General features: G+C 57.6%; 16 protein-coding genes. All 16 read right to left on the bottom strand.

Annotation, left to right across the window (positions count from 1 at the left end):
* Positions 1-17: 17 nt before the first annotated feature.
* The 16 genes from HMPREF1207_RS25860 to HMPREF1207_RS25785 all read right to left on the bottom strand — a co-directional run bounded on the left by HMPREF1207_RS25860 (position 18) and on the right by HMPREF1207_RS25785 (position 18,248).
* Positions 18-1,091, bottom strand: a complete 1,074-nt coding sequence (locus HMPREF1207_RS25860) for a bifunctional 3-deoxy-7-phosphoheptulonate synthase/chorismate mutase (protein WP_009673818.1) — start codon at positions 1,089-1,091, stop codon at positions 18-20.
* A gap of 408 nt (positions 1,092-1,499) precedes the next feature.
* Positions 1,500-2,612, bottom strand: coding sequence for a DUF3626 domain-containing protein (locus HMPREF1207_RS25855; protein WP_009673846.1), 1,113 nt, complete (start codon positions 2,610-2,612; stop codon positions 1,500-1,502).
* 146 nt (positions 2,613-2,758) lie between these two features.
* Positions 2,759-3,718: an alpha/beta fold hydrolase gene (locus HMPREF1207_RS25850; RefSeq protein ID WP_009673827.1), complete on the bottom strand. Its 960-nt coding sequence runs from the start codon at positions 3,716-3,718 to the stop codon at positions 2,759-2,761.
* Between the two features lie 107 nt (positions 3,719-3,825).
* A complete protein-coding gene (locus tag HMPREF1207_RS25845) occupies positions 3,826-4,653 on the bottom strand; it encodes an undecaprenyl-diphosphate phosphatase (protein ID WP_009673709.1) in 828 nt (275 codons plus the stop codon).
* A 15-nt stretch (positions 4,654-4,668) separates the two neighbouring features.
* Complete coding sequence (locus tag HMPREF1207_RS25840; protein WP_009673672.1) at positions 4,669-5,403, bottom strand: ABC transporter permease; 735 nt, start codon at positions 5,401-5,403, stop codon at positions 4,669-4,671.
* A complete protein-coding gene (locus HMPREF1207_RS25835; protein WP_009673757.1) occupies positions 5,396-6,316 on the bottom strand; it encodes an ABC transporter ATP-binding protein in 921 nt (306 codons plus the stop codon). Before HMPREF1207_RS25835 ends, HMPREF1207_RS25840 begins: the two co-directional genes overlap by 8 nt.
* Before the next feature lie 82 nt (positions 6,317-6,398).
* A complete protein-coding gene (locus tag HMPREF1207_RS25830) occupies positions 6,399-7,454 on the bottom strand; it encodes a sensor histidine kinase (protein WP_009673542.1) in 1,056 nt (351 codons plus the stop codon).
* The gene (locus tag HMPREF1207_RS25825; RefSeq protein WP_009673676.1) at positions 7,451-8,167 is read right to left on the bottom strand and encodes a response regulator transcription factor; all 717 of its coding nucleotides are present in this window, start codon (positions 8,165-8,167) and stop codon (positions 7,451-7,453) included. The genes HMPREF1207_RS25830 and HMPREF1207_RS25825 overlap by 4 nt, the downstream gene beginning before the upstream one ends.
* A gap of 218 nt (positions 8,168-8,385) precedes the next feature.
* Positions 8,386-9,300, bottom strand: coding sequence for an oligopeptide ABC transporter permease (opp4C, locus tag HMPREF1207_RS25820; protein WP_009673829.1), 915 nt, complete (start codon positions 9,298-9,300; stop codon positions 8,386-8,388).
* Positions 9,301-9,312: 12 nt separating this feature from the next.
* Entirely contained in the window at positions 9,313-10,266 is a 954-nt protein-coding gene (locus HMPREF1207_RS25815) for an ABC transporter permease (RefSeq protein WP_009673884.1), read from the bottom strand.
* Between the two features lie 49 nt (positions 10,267-10,315).
* The gene (locus HMPREF1207_RS25810) at positions 10,316-11,335 is read right to left on the bottom strand and encodes an ABC transporter ATP-binding protein (protein ID WP_009673830.1); all 1,020 of its coding nucleotides are present in this window, start codon (positions 11,333-11,335) and stop codon (positions 10,316-10,318) included.
* A complete protein-coding gene (locus HMPREF1207_RS25805; protein WP_009673681.1) occupies positions 11,332-12,342 on the bottom strand; it encodes an ABC transporter ATP-binding protein in 1,011 nt (336 codons plus the stop codon). Before HMPREF1207_RS25805 ends, HMPREF1207_RS25810 begins: the two co-directional genes overlap by 4 nt.
* 130 nt (positions 12,343-12,472) lie before the next feature.
* On the bottom strand, positions 12,473-13,885 hold the full coding sequence (locus HMPREF1207_RS25800; protein WP_009673546.1) for an amidohydrolase: 1,413 nt from the start codon (positions 13,883-13,885) through the stop codon (positions 12,473-12,475).
* 15 nt (positions 13,886-13,900) lie between these two features.
* Positions 13,901-15,544, bottom strand: a complete 1,644-nt coding sequence (locus tag HMPREF1207_RS25795) for an ABC transporter substrate-binding protein (protein WP_009673904.1) — start codon at positions 15,542-15,544, stop codon at positions 13,901-13,903.
* 17 nt (positions 15,545-15,561) lie between these two features.
* The gene (locus tag HMPREF1207_RS25790) at positions 15,562-16,224 is read right to left on the bottom strand and encodes a GNAT family N-acetyltransferase (protein ID WP_231392139.1); all 663 of its coding nucleotides are present in this window, start codon (positions 16,222-16,224) and stop codon (positions 15,562-15,564) included.
* Positions 16,173-18,248 carry an ABC transporter ATP-binding protein gene (locus HMPREF1207_RS25785; protein ID WP_009673622.1) on the bottom strand — a complete coding sequence of 692 codons (2,076 nt, stop codon included), beginning with the start codon at positions 18,246-18,248 and terminating at the stop codon, positions 16,173-16,175. Before HMPREF1207_RS25785 ends, HMPREF1207_RS25790 begins: the two co-directional genes overlap by 52 nt.
* Between the last annotated feature and the right edge of the window lie 6 nt (positions 18,249-18,254).

The raw sequence follows: 18,254 nt of genomic DNA, 5'->3' as shown, positions 1-18,254 counted from the left end.
ATGCGGACTCGGGATACTTAAAACAGGCCGGACTCCGTTACCGTTTTGTAGAAGTCTCCGAATTCCTTGAAATTCAGCTGCTGCGCAGCGTCGGAAAGGGCGGTAGCCGGGTCCGGATGGACTTCGACCATTACGCCGTCCGCCCCTGCGGCAAGCGCCGCTTTCGCACAGGGCGCCAAAATATCTTTGCGTCCCGTGGAGTGGGTGACGTCGACAAGCACCGGCAGATGGCTCTCCTGCTTGAGGATCGGCACGGCCGAAATGTCGAGCGTGTTGCGCGTCGCTTTCTCGTAGGTGCGGATCCCTCTCTCGATCAGCATTACCTGCGTGTTGCCCCGGGACACGATGTACTCGGCCGCATTCAGGAACTCATCGAGCGTGGCCGCCAGACCGCGCTTCAACAGGACGGGAACGCGCACGTCTCCGGCCGCTTTAAGCAGCTCGAAGTTCTGCATGTTGCGCGCGCCGATCTGGATCACATCGATGTAATCGCAGGCGATTTCGATATGGGCCGGGTCGACGATTTCGCTGATCGTTTTGAGGCCGAATTCGGTGGCCACTTCTTTAAGAATTTTCAGCCCTTCGATGCCAAGACCCTGGAAATCGTAAGGAGATGTGCGGGGTTTGAACGCCCCTCCGCGCATGACCGTCACACCAGCTTCTTTCAGTACAGCCGCGACTTGACGGACCTGTTCGTAGCTTTCGACGGAACAAGGGCCGGCGATCATGACAGGCTTGCCGTTTCCGACCGAAATTCCGTCACCCAGCGTGACGATCGTGTCCTCACTCTTGTTTTTGCGGCTTACGAGCAGATGTTTCTTCTGGCCTTCCTCCTGCAAGTTAAGCGACGCCTTGAAAATCTGCTTGAACAGATGCCGGACCGTCTCATGGCTGAACGGGCCTTTATTGAGCGCCACCAGTTCATCGAGCATTTTCTTTTCGCGGACGGGATCGAATTTCGGGACTCCCTGGCGTTCCTTCTCCTGACCGATCTCCTGGACGATCTCTGCCCGCTCCGAAAGCAGCTCCAGCAGTTGCCCGTTGATCGTATCCAGCCGTTCACGCAGTGCGTCTAAATTTCCTTGTGCCATCGTAATCTCTCCTTTTTATGTCCAGAAAATAAAAAAAGACCTCTCCTCCGCAAGGGACGAGAAGTCGTGGTACCACCCTTATTCGAGAGAACGGACTGCATGAAAAAAGTTCGGTCCTCTCACTTTCGGCCCTGTAACGAAGGGAATACGGGTAACCCTAGAGAAAGCCGCTTGCGGCTGTCCATCAGGCACCGGCTCCGGAGTGAACTTCGGCGGGGACATTTTCTCGGACGCTCTCAGTCGGTGGCGGTCCGTTCCTGTCATAAATGTCAATCCGCTTACTCTCTCCTTCTCAGCCTGTTCAACAAGTAATTTTACTCATTCTACTCCAATGGGAAAAATAAAAGCAAGCTGCCGGTTTAACGCGCAGTTGCTTTACCTTGACAAAGCAGCCTTCCCGCCCGGCGTTCAGCCGTAGCGGACGAGCACGTGCCAAAGCTGCTTCAAATATTGAAGCACCTCGGCCGGGGTCCCGAAGTCCGCCCATGCTTCCGGCTGACGATGCAAGCTGGCCGCGGCTCTGCCGATCGCGGCCGCATCGAACACGTCCGGAGACGCCGCCCCCGCCCCGAAAGACGCAGCGACTCGCCGCGCAAGCGGAGGCATAACGGGTCCGCGGAAATCTTCCGGCACCGATCCGGCGGCAAGCCGGAAGCCGGGATGCCAATAGAGCGGAATGCCGTAAGCCTCGCAGAGCGCGCCAAGCTGCGCGCCGGTGGCGGTGCCTTGAAACGACGGGTCCGCGACGAGCGCGTCCACGTCGGACTCCAGGCGGATCGCCCCGTGTATCTGCGCTTCGATATAGGCGTCGAGGGCGCGGCCTATTCCGCCGATGGCACCCGGACCGGGCAGCCCGTCTTTGCTCGCAGGCTCCGCTGCGCTCAAACAGCGGGCTGCAAACGCCCCCGCACCTGGCACATCCGAAGCGAGCGCCGAGCCCGTGGTCCGCACCTCTTCGAGCAGGGCCGCCAGCACCGGCATAAACACCTTGCGGGTGCCCGCATGTTCCGGCTGCGCATGGCTGTCCCCGCAGGTAAACGTGCACCGGTCCAGGACGCCGGCTTTCAGCCGGAAATGGCAGGACCCGAAGCGCGGCGACGCCCCGTCCGCGTAGCGCATCACGTTCAGCGCGCCGTATTTCGGCCGGTCGCACGGCTGCACGCTCTCCGCCTGATACGCGCCCGCGAACAGGCTTCGCTCCCAGCGGTCGCGGTCCCCGCCCGGATAAGCGCTCAGGCCGCCGCTGGAGATGCGCGTTTCGAACTGGCTCCGGTATTCGCCGTCCTGCAGCAGCCCTTCCGCAACGGTAAGGCCCCCCGCGATGAGCCGGTCCGGGTGAAAATTCAGCGTGACGCGGGAGCGGGCCACAACCGCTGCGCACAGCTCTTCCGCGGACAAAGCGCCGAAATCCGCCTCGCGCAAAATTTCCGCGGCCTTCTCCCTCGCATGCGGCTCCGCCGCCGCTGCTTTGGCCTCAATAGCCTCCAGTGCCCGCTCCTGGCAACGTTTCAGCTCCGTCATCGCGAACCCCCTCCGTATTTCCCATGATGGTACCCGACTTCCTGCAAACATCCTCATGTATTCGCGACGATGTCTGACTTACTACAGATTATAGGCCGGAAACACGACAAAGGCCAAGGGAAAAATCCCCGGCCTTTGCGGTCATTTTATAGCTGCTGCAAAAACATAAATTGTTTATCGCCCATCCCCGGAAGGCCTTCATGAGCAAAATCGGGGTAGATCTCCAGCTGTACCGGCGCCTTCAATTTATTAAGCACCGCATACTGCGTGGACGGCGGGCATACGGTATCCATCAGGCCGATGCCGAACAAAATATCCGCCGTAATCCGGGAAGCCAAGTGCTGAATGTCGATATAGCCCAGCTTGTAGAACACTTCGTCTTCCCGCTTGTGCTGAGGATCGAAGAAACGGAAGTACGTACGCAGCTCCGCGTAAGCGTCCTTGGCCAGATCCATTTCCCAGACGCGTTTGTAGTCGCTCAGAAACGGGAAGTTGGCCGCGACCTTGCGGATGCGCGGCTCCAACGCCGCGCAAGCGAGCGCCAGCGCGCCGCCCTGCGATCCGCCCATCGTGGCCACGCGGCTGCCGTCCACTTCCTCGAAATCCATCACGATCCGCGCCAGACGGACCGTATCCAGGAAAACATGGCGGAACAGCAGCTCGTCCGGATGCTCATCCAGTCCGCGGATAATGTGACCGTGATGCGTATTGCCCGCAATCCCGCCGATATCCTGCGACTTTCCGCCCTGACCGCGCACGTCCAGCGCCGCTACCGAATAGCCGAGCGCGGCGTACGGAAGCCGCTCCAGCCAGTCTCCGGCATGGCCGGTATAGCCGTGAAACTGAAGAACCGCCGGATGCGGTTTGCCGTCCGATTTCGGTTTCACGTATTTCGCGTGAATCCGGGCCCCTTTTACACCGGTAAAATACAGGTCGAAGCACTCGGCGTAAGGAACTTTAAAGTCCGACGGAACCAGTTCCACCTGAGGGTCCACGGAATCCAGCTCGGCCAGCGCGCGCTCCCAGTACTCGTCGAAGTCCGACGGTCGCGGATTTCGTCCCTGATACTCTTTCAGCTTTTCCAGTGGCAGATCGATTAGTGGCATTTTGGATTTTCCTTCCTTGTCTAATATGTATAAATGGAGGTTTATTCCCAAACTACCTTGATCATATCACCCGGTTTAAACAAAAAACAACCGAAATTTTGCTTCGTTTAAAGCAGCACCATGTAAATGACTGCCGCCAGCACGAGCCGGTAAATCGCGAACGGAACGAGCTTGATCCGGTTGATCAGCTTCAGGAAGAAGCGGATGGAAATCAGGCCGAACACAAAGGCGCTTACAAAGCCGACGGCGAAGAAAGGGATGGCCTCCGCCGGAATCGAGTCCCAGCTTTTGAGCAGCTTCAAAAAGCTTGCGCCGGCCATGATCGGAACGGCCATAATAAACGTAAAATCGGCCGCCGCCCTGTGGCTCAGCCCCAGAAGCACTCCCCCGGATATTGTGGAACCCGAACGGGAGAAGCCCGGCCACATGGCAAGGCACTGGAACAAGCCCATACCCAGCGCTTGTTTATACGTCAGCCGGTCCACCGTATCGGTCTTAGGGACGACCGGCCGCCGCCATTCCGCAACCAGCATCAGGACGGCTCCGAGTACAAGCCCGATGACGACCGTGCGTGTGGAGAACAGGTACTCGTCGATATAATCTTCGAAGAGAACGCCCAGAACGCCGAAAGGAATAAGTCCCACGATGACTTGAAGAAGGTTGAGGCGCGGACCTCCCTCGTCCTGACCCGGCAGTTTTTTCAAGCCGAGCAGGTTCATAAAGCGGTCCCGCATCAGAACGACTACGGCCAGTATAGAGCCGAGCTGAATGACGACCTTGAACGTGTTGGCCGCCTGCGGAGTAAACAAATCCTTGGTCTGAAACCAGGCATCATCCACGATAATCATATGGCCGGTGGAAGAAACCGGAGCAAACTCCGTAAGCCCTTCGACCAGTCCGAGTATAAACGCCGCAAAAACTTCCCATAGATTCATAGCCGCATGCTCCTTTTATTGAATGTCCGATTTGTTAAAGTAAATAATCGTTGCCGCCAAACCCGCGATTGACGCAGCCAGAATGACAAGGACAGAGTACAGAACCGGATATTCGGGCACATACGCTTTGTTGGCGACGACGTGAACCGCCGACCATGGAAACAGAGCGCTGTACTTCTTATCTACAAGAGCTACGTTCGCCATAGTGGCAATGGCCGTGAAAATTATGGTCGGCACATAGTTTTTGAACCAGAACGTCACGAAAATCGAAGGGGTCGACAGCAGAAAGAGCAGGACCGCTCCGATCAGATACCGGCCCAGCGAGTACAGAATGACGTGGATCGTGAGCCCGTCGAATCCGCCAATCAGCCCGAATACGAACGTAAATCCCCAGGATATCAGCGTCAGCGCGATGATCCAGATCAGCAGCATAAGCAGTTTGCTGAAAAGCAGGCTCGTGCGCGAAACGGGAATGGTCAGCAGATTTTTGAGCGTGTCCTCCACGTATTCCCGGTTGAACAGGTAAGCCGTTATGACACCGTACAGCAGAGTTCCGCTGAGCAGCAGCACATACATATTCGTGTTGTAGAAGGAGATTTCGTACGTGACGGATGTCTCCGGTTTTTCGCTTTTCATGTTAAGGAATCCGATAAACATAAGGACGGGCGCGGCGGCGGCTCCAATGACGCTGACCAGGAACATTTTCGCGCGTTTTAATTTGAGCAGTTCGGTATACAGCAGATTAACCAATCGTTCCGCCTCCTATCAGCTTGATGAAATAATCCTCCAGCCTGTCTTCACTGATCGTAAGGCGGGAAACGTCGATGCCGTTCTCCACGAACAACCGGTTCAGACCGGCTTGACGGCCGATATGAGAATAGACGCGGATTTTGCCTTCACCCCGGACTTCGTAATCGTGAATGTCCAGCTCTTTTTCCAGCAGCATGGCCGCCTTATTGTCGTCCGACACCTGAAACTCCAGATGTTTGCGGTTGCGTTTACGCAGTTCTTCGAAGGAAATTTCCTCCAAGAGACGACCCTGGTGAACAATCCCGATCTGATCGGCTAACTGTTCGATTTCGGGCAAAATGTGGCTGGAAATGAGGATCGTCATTTTCCTTTCCTCGGCGAGCGATTTGATCAGCCTCCGGATTTCCTTGATCCCGATGGGATCGAGACCGTTCGTCGGCTCGTCCAGGATAAGAAGCTCGGGATGATGCAGGACGGCTCTCGCTATGCCGAGACGCTGCTTCATGCCCATCGAATACTGTCCGACGAGCTTTTTCGGTTCCTGGTGGAGGCTAACGATTTCAAGCGCGTCCTGGATCGCCGTCTTTTTGTGGACCCCCATCAGCCTCGCGTTGATCAGGAGATTTTCGGCTCCGGTCAAATTTTCGTAAAAGCCCGAATGTTCGACGATTGAACCGACCCTTCTTAAAAGATTTCGTTTGTGTTTGAACAAATTTTCACCGAATAGTTCGATCTGTCCTTCCGTGGGCTTAATCAGCCCCAGCAGCATCCGGATGGTGGTCGTTTTCCCCGCTCCGTTGCGCCCCAGGAAACCGTAAATCTGTCCCTGCCCCACGGTCAGATCCAAGCGGTCCACCGCTTTCTGGTCTCCGTAAGTTTTGGTCAAACCCGTTGTTCTGATAATGGCGCTCATGGTTCCCTCCTGCTCCGTATGGTTCTTTTCTCTGTCTCTATTCAGGATAAGCAGCCGATTTTAAATGCCTCTTAACAAGTTCTTAATTGTTTCTTAAAATGTCGTCCGCGGGCTGAAGCCCCTTGCCCGTTTCCGGCAGGGTCAGGTAAAAAGCGGTCCGTACGCCCCGCTCGCTGTCCGCTCCCAGCGTTCCTCCATGCTTCTCGGCGAGAGCTTTCGCAATCGCCAGCCCCAGACCGCTCCCGCCGCCGGCCCGGCTTCTCGACGCATCCGTCCTGTACATCCGTTCAAAGACGAGGCCGAGCTCCTCTGCGGGAATACCCGCTCCGTTGTCCCAGACCGTCAGGCAGTACTTCCCCTCCGCCGAGGACAATTCCAGGCCCAGCTTATTCCCGTCCGCTCCGTGCTTGACGGCGTTTTGAATCAGATTATTCAGCAGCCGCAGAAGACTGACCCGGTCCGCGACAACGGGACAAGCTTCCTCGGGGAGCCGCAGAACCAGCTCCAGCCCCGCTTGATGCAGTTCCGGCAGGAACTCGATGACGGATTCGCGTACGGTTTCGGCCAGATCAAGCCTGACGGGTTGAAGCCGGAGCTCGTCCGCGTCCAGTTTGGCCAGCAGAAACACTTCGTCGATGAGCTTCTTCAAGGCCCCGGATTTACGGGCCAGCACATCCAGATACTGCCGCTTCTGTTCCTCGCTTCCCGCCACGCCGTCTCTCAAAGCGTCGATGTAGCCGATGATGGACGTCAGCGGAGTGCGGATATCGTGCGAAATATTCGAGAGGAACCTTTTGCGGCCCGTTTCGGTTTTTATGGTATAAACCTGGAGCTTGTCCAGTTGTCCGATCAATTCATTGACCGAGAAAATGACTTCGTTCAGAGCCGGATCGTCGTTCGCCAAAATCCGGGTGTTCACGTTGCCTTCAAGCGCCCTTGCCAACTGACGGTTAATGTCCCGGAGTCTGGCGGTATATCGGAATCTGGACATGAGCAGTCCCGCTGCGGACGCAAAAAGCGCGGCAAACAGCACCCCGCTCGTCAAGGCGCTCGGGGTGCCGACTGCCGTAAGCCCGGCCAGAGCCGCCAGTAAAATCAAATGGATCGTGCCCAGCAGCTTAACGGGATCTTTTTTCATATTCTCTCACCCGCGAATTTGTAGCCGATCCCCCAGACCGTTACGATTCTTTTCGGATCGGACGGATCTTCCTCGATTTTTTTCCGCAGCTTGCGGATATGGACCATGACGGTGTTATCGTCTTCCAGATAATCGCTGTTCCAGACTTGGCGGAAAATCTGGGTTTTGGTGAAAACTTGTTCGGGGTTCGTCATAAAAAATTTCAGCAGCTCAAATTCTTTAGCCGTTAACGCGATCTCTTCTCCGTCTTTGGTCAGCGTGAAAGTCTTCGGGTCCAGCTTCAAGTCTCCGGAGGTCAGAGCCGTTTCCGCTGCCGGACTATTCTCGCTGTTTTCGCTGCCCAGCACTTTGTATCTCCGCAAATGCGCCTTGATCCTCGCGATCACTTCGTGAATACTGAACGGCTTGGTGATGTAATCGTCGGCGCCGATGCTCAGTCCGACTAATTTATCCACTTCCTGGTCTTTGGCCGTCAGCATCAGGATCGGCACGTTCGATGTCTGGCGAAGTCTTCTGCACACCTCGATCCCGTCCACTATCGGCATCATCAGATCCAGCACGATTAAACTGTAATCGCGTTCCTCCGCAAGCCGGAGCGCTTCTTCCCCGTTATGAGCCGTGTCCGCCATGTATGTTTCTCTTTCCAAATACGTCTTCAGCAGCTCCCTGATTTCTTTCTCGTCGTCTGCAATAAGAATGTGAATTCCCGTCATCCGTGCACCTGCTCCGCAACAATTTTGCTTCTTCTTGTACACTCAGTTTACCGAAATCTCCTTTAAAAGCCAATAAACCGGCAAACACGCATAGCCGCAAAAAGAAACGCAAAAAGCCCTTTTCTCCGAAATTCCGGGAAGCGGGAGGCAGCGCACATCCTCCAAAAGCCTCTTTTCCCGCCGGAGGCGGGAAGAGAGGCTCGTGCGGATACACTCGATTACGGCTGGGAATCCAGCGCATCGCGCAGTCCGTCCCCGACAAAGTTTATGCTCAGAACGAGGAGCAGAATCATCGCGCCCGGCGGAATCCAGAGCCAAGGCTGTTCCGTCAGCACGGTCAGGGACTGGGCGTCCGTGAGCATATTGCCCCAGCTGGCGGTCGGCGGCTGGACGCCCATGCCCAGGAAGCTGAGTCCCGCCTCGCTCATAATGGCGGAAGCAACGCCGAACGTAGCTTGGACGATAACGGGGCCGGCCGCGTTCGGAAGGACATGCTGCAGCAGGATACGGGGTGTGCCGTAGCCCAGGGCTATGCCTGCCCTGACATAATCGAGCCGTTTGATCGTCAAGACGCTTCCCCTGACCAGACGGGCGACGCCCGGCCACGAAAATAAAGCCAGAACCAGAATGATCGTACGCATGTCCGAGCCCAGTACAGCAACGACAACCAGGATGACCATAAGAAACGGAAACGCCATGAACATGTCCGTTATCCGCATGATCGCCATATCCAGCCAGCCTCCGAAATACCCCGAAATCAGACCGACCAGAGTCCCGAATGTCACATACAGAAAAACCGAAGCGAAACCGACGATCAGTGAAACGCGGGTCGCATAAACCAATCGGCTGAATACATCGCGGCCGACCTGATCCGTTCCCAGCCAATGCTCCGCGGAAGGAGCAGCCGAGAAAACGCCCGTCACTTCCTTCGGATCATACGGGACGATAACCGGAGCAAGCAGAGCCGCGGCAATCAGCAGCAGAGTCACGACAGATCCGGCTGCGGCCAGCTTATGCCGTCTGAACTTCCGTAAAGCCTGCCGCCACGGCCGCGGCGAATCGGACTCGGCTTCCGTCTCTGCGGTGCCGTTGCGGAAATTCGTTTCGCCCAGTTTCCATTCGGTCAGCGCCACAACTTCCACCTCCTATCCATTGTAACGAATGCGCGGATCCGCTGCGGAATACAGAAGATCGGTCAACAAATTCGTTGCCAGAACGATACAAGCCGCCGCCAAATTCAGCCCCATAAGAGTGGGATAATCCCTCGAAAGTATCGATTGAATGGTCAACTGGCCGATCCCCGGCCACTGGAAAATTTGCTCGATCAGAATGCTTCCTCCCAGCAGAAGAGGAATTTCCATCGCGATAACGGTAATCATCGGGATCAGCGCGTTCCGGAGCGCATGCTTGTTCGTGACGATAAAAGGATGCAGCCCTTTGGCCCGGGCGGTCCGCAAATAATCCTGCTTCAGCACGTCAAGCATACTCGCCCTCACGTACCGGACCTTCTTGCCGGCGATAAAAACGCCGAGCACAAAGACCGGAAGAATCATATGACGGATCAGATCCCAGACGCCCCCGCCGGCTCCCAGCGTGTACATTCCGCCCGTCGGCAAAATTCTTAACTGGACGGCAAAAATATAAATCAGGCTGAGTCCGAAAAAAAACTGCGGGATCGAGGTCCCGACAAAGGACAGCCCCGTCATGACATAATCAAACTTCGTATTTTGCCGGACCGCGCTAACAATGCCGACGGGAACGGCAATAAGCAGGCCGAGAGCCAGCGATGCCGCCGCAAGCCCCAGCGTAGGCCCCAGTCTTTCGGCGATCAAAGTGCTTACGGGGGCGTAAGAGCTGAACGAATAGCCCAGTTCTCCGTGCAGCAGGCCGCCGAGCCACTTGGCATACTGCATCCACAGGGGATCGTTAAGGCCCAGCAGTTCTTTGCGCGCGTCCAGCAGCTCCTTGGGCATCGTCGGATCGATTAACATGTCGACCGGGTTGCCCGGAGCCATGTTGATCAGGAAGAAATTAATGACCGTGATGCCGAATAATACGGGAACCGCAATCAGAATCCGCCGGATCGTATACGGAAGCATAAGCGAGGCTCCCTCCTTTCTCTTGCCGCCGGCTCGTTATCCTCTGATTTCAAAACAGGTGACCTGCCGGTTCATCCAGCGGAAAATGACAGGCGGCGGCATGAGCTTCGGCGCCCAGCGGCGGCTCGGCCGTTCTGCACAAGTCCCGGACATACGGGCAGCGCGTATGAAACCGGCAGCCGGACGGCGGATGTTCCGGACTCGGCACATCGCCGCGGATCAAGATCCGGCCCGCCGAACGCGCTTCCGGGTCCGGCGGCGGATACGCATTCAGCAAAATCCGGGTATACGGATGCTTCGGATTCCGGAACAGCTCCTCTTTGCTTCCGATTTCAACGATTTTACCCAGATACATGACCGCGATCCGGGTGCTGATGTACTTGACCGCCCCTATCCCGTGAGCGATGAACAAATAGGTCAGCTTCAATTCCTTCTGCAGATCGCCGAGCAGGTTCAGAATCTGGGCCTGGATCGACACGTCGAGAGCGGAAACCGGCTCATCGCACACGATCAGCTCCGGTTCAAACGAAATCGCTCTGGCGATGCCGATTCTCTGCCGCTGTCCTCCCGAGAACTCATGCGGGAACCGGTTTCCCGAACCGCGGGGAAGCCCGACCAGTTCCAGGAGACGGCCGACGCGCGCCGGAATGTCTTTTTTATCCGCAAGGTTGTGGGCGATAAACGGCTCGGACAGCAGCTCGCTTACTCTTTTGCGGGGATTCAGGGAGGAGTACGGATCTTGGAAAATAATTTGCAGCCGCGTCCTTACCGGCTTTAATTGCCTTCGGGTCTTGGTCGTAATATCCTCGTCCCGAAAAAGAATCCGCCCGGAAGTCGGGTTTTCCAGCCGCACGATGGAACGGCCGATCGTCGATTTGCCGCAGCCGGACTCTCCCACAAGGCCCAGTGTCTCCCCTTTGCGGATCGTCAGGCTTACATCGTCCACCGCCCGGACGTAGCCTGTCGTACGCGAGAAAACGCCGCTTTTGACGGGATAGTACGTTTTAAGATGCTCGACCTTAAGGAGAGGCACATCGTCCGCCGCAGTTACTTCAGGCCGGCCGCTCATAAGGCAGCCTCCTTGCGGACCGGCTTTTCGGGCAGCCTTCCCTCCACCTGGGAGACCCAACACCGGACCCGGCGGCCTCCCTCCAGAGCGGTCAGTTCCGGCTGCTCTCGCGTGCAAACGGCGGAAGCCCACGCACACCGGGCATGAAACCGGCAGCCTTCCGGCATGCGGTTCAGGGAGGGCACCGTCCCCGGGATCGCCTCCAGTTGTCCGCCGTCTCCGCTAATTCTGGGCATGGAGTTGAGCAGCCCCCTCGTATACGGATGCAAAGGCTCGCGGAACAGCGTAAAAACATCCGCCTCCTCCACAATTTGGCCCGCATACATCACTACGACCCGGTCCGCCATCTCGGCGACGACACCCAGATCGTGCGTGATCAGCAGGATGGCGGCCCCGCTCTCTTCGCGAAGCTGTTTCATCAGCTCCAGAATTTGAGCCTGGATGGTCACATCCAGCGCCGTAGTCGGCTCGTCGGCGATCAACAGCTTCGGCTTGCAAGCGAGCGCCATCGCAATCATGACCCTCTGGCGCATGCCGCCGGACAACGCGTGAGGGTACGATTTCATCAGGACTTCGGCGCGGGGAAGTCCTACTTTTCCGAGCATTTCAATGGCATAGGCCCGCGCTTCTTTGCGGGAGAAATCCATATGCCGCCGGATAACCTCCAGAAGCTGTTCCCCGATCGTAAAAACCGGATTAAGCGAACTCATCGGCTCCTGGAAAATCATCGACATGTCCCGTCCCCGGAGCTGTCTTAGCTCCGAATCCGACGACAGCGCCAAGTTGCTTCCCTGGAAGAGGATGTCCCCTTTCTCGATGCGGCCGCTTCTGCCCAGCAGTCTCATGACCGACAGGGCCGTCACGCTTTTGCCGCTGCCGGACTCGCCGACTATCCCGACCGTTTCGCCGGGCAGAAGCTGAAAACTGACTTCATCTACGGCCGTTACTTCTTCTTGTCCCGTCTTAAAAACGGTCTGAAGACGGTGGATTTCCAGCACGGGCAGCATACATTCACCTCTCCTCGGATATAATTTGCAGTTCCCGCCCCGCGGGCCCGCCATGCGCGATGAGGCGCCGCATGGTGAACCACCCGCATGGGGGATAGCCGTGCGAAGTGTCCGACAGGCACCGAAGTATTCAGACTAGCACCGGCGCTTGAACGTCACCGGGTATGGCAGGCACATACCTGCGGCCGTTCGTGGCGCGCAGGAACTCCGCCCTGGCCTCGGCCAGCAGCACCCCGCCGTCCGTCAGCAGCTCGTATGCCGCAAGCGCCAGGAGCTTGGACGCAAGGTGCATGCCTTTGAGGCCGATCGGCGAGCCGAAGGACGCCGTCGCCTGCCACGTATGCACCTGCACGCCAAACGGCGCGCACGTGGTGATGATCTGCCCGACCGGCGTAATCCACGAGACGTCGCCGACGTCCGTCGAGCCTCCGCCGAAGGTTTTGGGCGCCGGCTTCACGTTCACGAACCCGGCCGGCAGCAGTTCCCCGGCGGGAAGTCCGAGCTCTTCCCGGCGCCTCAGTGCCGACTCCCGGAGGTCCGGAGGCAGCGTATCCGCGAGGGCGGAGGCCAGACGGATATCTTCGTCCGTGAACGAAAGCGGGCCCGCCTCATCCTTCTGCCGGTAAAGCAGGTCGTTGAGCGTATGGTTGACGTTCAGATCGTAGGCGCCCGCCTTAATCTCCCACGTCACCTCGGTTTCCGTCATCAGAGCGGCTCCGCGGGCGATGTTCTGCAAACGCCGGAGCAGCAAGTCGACGTGATCCCGGCTGGAGCCCCGCAGGAAATACCAAACACTCGCGTCTTCCGGCACGATATTCGGAGCCTGTCCGCCGTTCGTGATCGTGTACTGAATCCGCGAACCGTCCACCACGTGCTCCCGCAAATAATTGGCGCCGACGTTGGTCAGCTCCACGGCATCCAGCGCGCTGCGGCCCAAATGCGGGAAGCTTCCCGCATGGGACGCCCGGCCTTTGAAAGAAAACTCCACCGATGTAAGAGCCGACGTTGGCACGTTCCACGGCATGTTGGAGCTGCCGGGATGCCACGTGAGCGCCGTATCGAGGTCATCGAACACGCCTTCCCGGGCCATAAACGTTTTGCCCGAGATGACCTCTTCGGCTGGGCAGCCATAATACCGAATCGTACCCGGGAGCTTCTCTTCGCGGATGCGGCGGCTCAGAGCAACGGCGGCGGCCACACCGGCCGTGCCGAGCAGGTTATGTCCGCATCCGTGTCCGGGTCCGCCCGGAACGAGGGCTTCCCGTTCGGCGCTCACCTTCTGCGACAAGCCGGGCAGCGCGTCGTATTCCCCGAGGATGCCGATGACGGGTTTTCCGCTGCCGAACTCGGCAACGAACGCCGTGGAGGCGCCCCCGATACCGGAGCGGAGCGAGAATCCGGCTTCCCGCAGCACGGCGGCTTGCAGCTTCGAGGCGTACGCCTCCGTGTAAGCGACTTCAGGCTGTTCCCAGATCCTCAGCGCAAGCTCTTCGAATTTTTCCTCATGGCCGTCCAGCCACTCCACCAAGTGCCGCTTTCCCATCGCCCTCACGCCTTTCTATTTTTTCAAATCCCACTCGTTTGTATTGTTGTACATCCCGATATCGCGGGGTTTTCCGACCAGAACGTCTTTGGAGACGGCAAGCAGACGCTTCTCCGAGTAAACCGCGAGCGTAGGCACATCCTCATGGATGACCGCCTGCAGCTCGTTGTAGATCTGCCGCCGCTTCGCCGGATCGGATTCCGTCTCCCCTTTTGTAATCAGCTCATCCACCTTCGGATTTTTGTAGCTGTAGTAATTGCTCGAGCTGTCGCTTTTGTACAAAGTGAAATATGAGCTCGGTTCAATATAAAAGTCGCGGTTGAAAATAGTAAGATCAAACTCTTTTTTGCGCACCTTCTGGATCAGCGTCGCAAAGTCATACTTCTGAACCTGAACCTTCAAACCGACGGCCTGCAAATTCTGGACAAGAATATCCGCCGCCTGCTCGCGCACTTTATTGCCCACCGGAATCAGGAATTGGATAGGCTTGTTCGTGTCCCATTTCGCCTCCTGGAGCAGCTTTTTCGCCTTTTCCGGATCGTAGGGGTATGGCTGGATGTCTTTATTGAAATTGGGGTGATAGCTCGGAATGCCGCCGTCAATCACTTCGCCCTGGCCTTTCAGAAGCTGATCGACAATAAGCTTGCGGTTGATCGCGTAAGCGAAGGCCTGACGCACGCGGGAATCGCTGATATTGGCCGTGTTGAAGAAGAGTTCGGGCGGAATGGAAGGATTGCTCGTCGTAAGTTCCACGTTAGGCAGCGCCTTTACTTTCTCGTATTCCGTGATCGGAATGAGACCGACAGGCAGCGAATTCATATGAATTTCGCCCGTTTGCAGCTGTGCCACCAGATTGGCGGCCGGAAGCACTTTAATAAAGATTTTGTCGAGCTTGGCCGGCGGCAAATAATAGTTCGGGTTTTTGACCACCTCGGTATACTGGCCCTTTACGAAGTTGGCGAATTTGAACGCCCCGATCGTTACTTCGGGTTTCTGGAAGTAGGGGTGAGTCGCGATCTGTTCGGGGGGAACGTCTTTCAGGATGTGCTTCGGCAGGAAAAATACTTTCGTTCCGAACCGTTCTTTGAAAAGAAGCGGATCGACCGGCGTCTTCGTCCGCACTTCGAATGTGCGATCGTCCACGATTTTGAGGCCGCTGATTTCCGTTTTCCCTTCCTCCAGCTTCCCCGCATTGTTCAGCCCTTCGATAAAATTCAGCTTGAAGTAAGTCTCGACTTTCGGGTGCAGAGCGGTCTGGAGCGTAAAAGCGACATCGGCCGTCGTAAAAGGTTTACCGTCATTCCATTTCGCAGATGGATTCAGCTTCACAACGAAAGTCTGATTGTCTTTCGTCTCGACGGACTCCGCCAGCTTCGGAGTAAATTCAAATTTCTCGTTCAGATTCAACAGTGAATCGTTGAGGAGCGCGATCACGTTGTCCGAGGCGGAATCGCCCTGGTCGTTAATCTGGCTGAGTGTAATCGGTGCGTTCACAATGCCGATATACACGGTCTTTTCGCCGGAATTCGCTCCTTTGCCGGGCTCTCCCCCTGGATTCGGCGACGAGGCCGGCGAGGCGGCAGGCGCCCCGCAGGCCGATAAGCCGGTCATGAAAGCGGCCAGTACAATCAGCCAAGTAACCCGATGTCTTTTTTTCACCGTAACATTCCTCCACTTCAAATTTTCTTTAGATCCCCGGGAAAAGAATACCGCTCTGCTCCCGTCTCGCCGGACGAATGAACGGGGTCTTCACGGTCCGTGCCGGACCCGCTCCGAAGGTTTTTGATCATGAAAACCAGTTGGTCGTCGGTCCCGAGATCCCTCTCGTAGAAGGGCTGGTAGCCTTTCCGCTCGTAAAAGGGAAGAAGCCACGGATGCTTACGTGACGTTGCGAGCGTCGAAGCGGGCGACAAAAGCGTATCCCGCACGATTTCTTCCTCCACGTAACGGAGCAGGCGGCTGCCCACACCTTGAGACTGCTCCGCCGGGTGAACGGCAAACATAAACAAGAACGGATACACGGATACTTCTTCCATGTATTTCAGCGAAAGGGTTGCGCTTATCCGTCCGTCTCGCTCCAAAACGTAGCACGCGTTTTCCTCCATGTTTGTCCGAACGAACTCGTAATCCGCCCGTGTCGCCCTGAAGTCGATGTTCAGGTCCCGGATCGCTCGATAAGCCCCCTCGATAAGCGTTAACAGCTGTCCGGTGTCGCTTTCCTCCGCCAGCCGGAAAATATCTCCCATTGTCGTCACCTCGCCTTTAGAACCTGCAGCAGCAGACCGTTTTACAGCGGATAATGGCAGGCCGCCGTATGTCCCGGGCCTACCTCTATCCATTCGGGCTGAACCTCCCGGCACAGCGCCGTTGCCCCCGGACAGCGCGTGTGGAACCGGCAGCCGGACGGCGGGTTGGCCGGGGAGGGAATTTCGCCCGCGAGCCGGACCCTCTCCGGTGAGCCGCTGCGGTCGCGCCTCGGGACGGACGCCAGCAGAGCGGCCGTGTAAGGATGGGCCGGATGGCGGAACAGCTCGTCGCTCGGAGCCGTTTCCACAAGCTTGCCGAGGTACATCACGCCGATGCGGTCGGACATATGCCGGACCGCATGAAGACCGTGCCCGATAAACAGATACGTGAGATTCTCCCTCTCCCGGAGTTCCTGCAGCAGATTCAGAATTTGGGCCTGCACCGATACGTCCAGAGCCGATACGGCCTCATCGGCCAGAATAAACCGGGGCTGCAGAGCCATCGCTCTGGCAATGCCGATCCTTTGACGCTGTCCCCCTGAAAATTCATGGGGATACCGTTCGCCCGCCGAAGGGGGCAGACCGACCGAAGCCAGCAGCTCCGAGACTTTATCCCTGCGCTCTTTCCCCTGGTGCGTCCCGTGGACAGCCAAAGGTTCGCCGATACACTGCCCGACTGTCCAGCGCGGATTAAGCGAGCCGTACGGGTCCTGGAAAATGACCTGCATCTGTTTTCTCGCCTTCCGCAGCTCCGAGGGAGACATGGCGGAAATCTCTTTGCCGGCAAAAAGAACATCACCTTCCGTAGGCGGCTCCAGATGAAGCAGCGTCCGGCCGAGGGTCGACTTGCCGCTGCCGGATTCGCCGACCAAACCGAACGTCTCTCCTTCCCGGATCGTGAAGGTGACATCGTCGACGGCATAGATCGACCCTTTGGGCCGGCGGAGAAACCCGCCTCCGAGCCGGTATGTTTTCCGCAGGCCGTGGACGGAAAACAGCGGCGTCCGATCGCCGGAGATTCCGCCTGCGGTGTTTTCCTCCGGCGGAGCGGCGGCGTCGGGCCGGATCACGGCGGGCGTGAACTCCGCACGCCCCCGGACAATGTCCGGCGAGGCTTCCGCCGCCTGCGCATCCTCCTTCTGCCGGAGTTCTCCGGCAAGCCAGCACGCCGCCTCGCGTCCCGCGATCTCTTCCAGAGGCGGTGCGGACTGCGCGCACCTCTGGACGGCATGCGGGCAGCGGGGGTGAAAGCGGCAGCCGGACGGCGGCTCGGCCAGCGAAGGAATGCTTCCTTCAATAGAAGGAAGCCGGGAGCCCCTTGGCGTCTCCAAACCCGTGACGGAGCCGATGAGCCCCTTGGTGTAAGGATGCAGCGGGGTCCGGAGCAACGCATCCGCCTCACCGATCTCGACGATTCCGCCCGCATACAGGACGGCAACCCGGTCGGCGATCTCGGCCGCCACGCCCAGATCATGCGTGACGAACAGGATCGACATGCCGTATTCCTTCTGGATCTCCTTCAGAAGGGTCAAGATTTGCGACTGGATCGTTACGTCCAGCGCCGTTGTCGGCTCGTCGGCAATGAGCAGGTCGGGAGCGCAGGACAGCGCCATTGCGATCATTGCCCTTTGGAGCATTCCCCCGGACAGCTCGCCCGGGTACTGCTTCATCCGCAGGCCGGGCTCCGGGATGCCGACTTTGCCGAGCAGACGGGCTGCGTGCTCCCACGCCTCCTTATAGGAGCTGCGGTTATGCCGAAGATACGCCTCGGCGATTTGCTTTCCGACCGGAAAAAGCGGATCGAACGCCGCCATCGGCTCTTGGAAAACCATCGCGGCCTTCCTGCCCCGGATTCCGCCCATCTGCTTCTGCGGACGCCGGGTTACGTCTTCCTGTCCCAGCCGGATGGTGCCGTGAGTGATGCTCCCCCCTTCAAATTCCACCAGACGGAGGATCGCTTTGGACAAAATCGTTTTGCCGCTGCCGGATTCCCCGACCAGACAGAGCGTCTCGCCGGGTCTGATATGCAGGCTGACTTCCGATAGTGCCGTCAGGCTTTCGTTTTCTTTGGTAAATTCCACCCTCAACCGGTCAATTTCCAAAATCGGCTTTGCCATGATCGT

It is taken from the genome of Paenibacillus sp. HGH0039 (genome assembly GCF_000411255.1).
In the GTDB taxonomy this organism is placed as follows: Bacteria; Bacillota; Bacilli; order Paenibacillales; family NBRC-103111; genus Paenibacillus_F.
The sequence above is the reverse complement of the archived record's forward strand: the minus strand, read 5'-3'. Positions and strand labels throughout refer to the sequence as shown.

Bases quoted from the DNA above. Each gene is read 5' to 3' on its own strand.
- HMPREF1207_RS25860 (WP_009673818.1), bottom strand. From the start codon at position 1,091: ATGGCACAAGGAAATTTAGACGCACTGCGTGAACGGCTGGATACGATC.
- HMPREF1207_RS25855 (WP_009673846.1), bottom strand. From the start codon at position 2,612: ATGACGGAGCTGAAACGTTGCCAGGAGCGGGCACTGGAGGCTATTGAG.
- HMPREF1207_RS25850 (WP_009673827.1), bottom strand. From the start codon at position 3,718: ATGCCACTAATCGATCTGCCACTGGAAAAGCTGAAAGAGTATCAGGGA.
- HMPREF1207_RS25845 (WP_009673709.1), bottom strand. From the start codon at position 4,653: ATGAATCTATGGGAAGTTTTTGCGGCGTTTATACTCGGACTGGTCGAA.
- HMPREF1207_RS25835 (WP_009673757.1), bottom strand. From the start codon at position 6,316: ATGAGCGCCATTATCAGAACAACGGGTTTGACCAAAACTTACGGAGAC.
- HMPREF1207_RS25830 (WP_009673542.1), bottom strand. From the start codon at position 7,454: ATGAAAAAAGATCCCGTTAAGCTGCTGGGCACGATCCATTTGATTTTA.
- HMPREF1207_RS25825 (WP_009673676.1), bottom strand. From the start codon at position 8,167: ATGACGGGAATTCACATTCTTATTGCAGACGACGAGAAAGAAATCAGG.
- HMPREF1207_RS25815 (WP_009673884.1), bottom strand. From the start codon at position 10,266: ATGCTTCCGTATACGATCCGGCGGATTCTGATTGCGGTTCCCGTATTA.
- HMPREF1207_RS25810 (WP_009673830.1), bottom strand. From the start codon at position 11,335: ATGAGCGGCCGGCCTGAAGTAACTGCGGCGGACGATGTGCCTCTCCTT.
- HMPREF1207_RS25805 (WP_009673681.1), bottom strand. From the start codon at position 12,342: ATGCTGCCCGTGCTGGAAATCCACCGTCTTCAGACCGTTTTTAAGACG.
- HMPREF1207_RS25800 (WP_009673546.1), bottom strand. From the start codon at position 13,885: ATGGGAAAGCGGCACTTGGTGGAGTGGCTGGACGGCCATGAGGAAAAA.
- HMPREF1207_RS25790 (WP_231392139.1), bottom strand. From the start codon at position 16,224: ATGGATAGAGGTAGGCCCGGGACATACGGCGGCCTGCCATTATCCGCT.
- HMPREF1207_RS25785 (WP_009673622.1), bottom strand. From the start codon at position 18,248: ATGGCAAAGCCGATTTTGGAAATTGACCGGTTGAGGGTGGAATTTACC.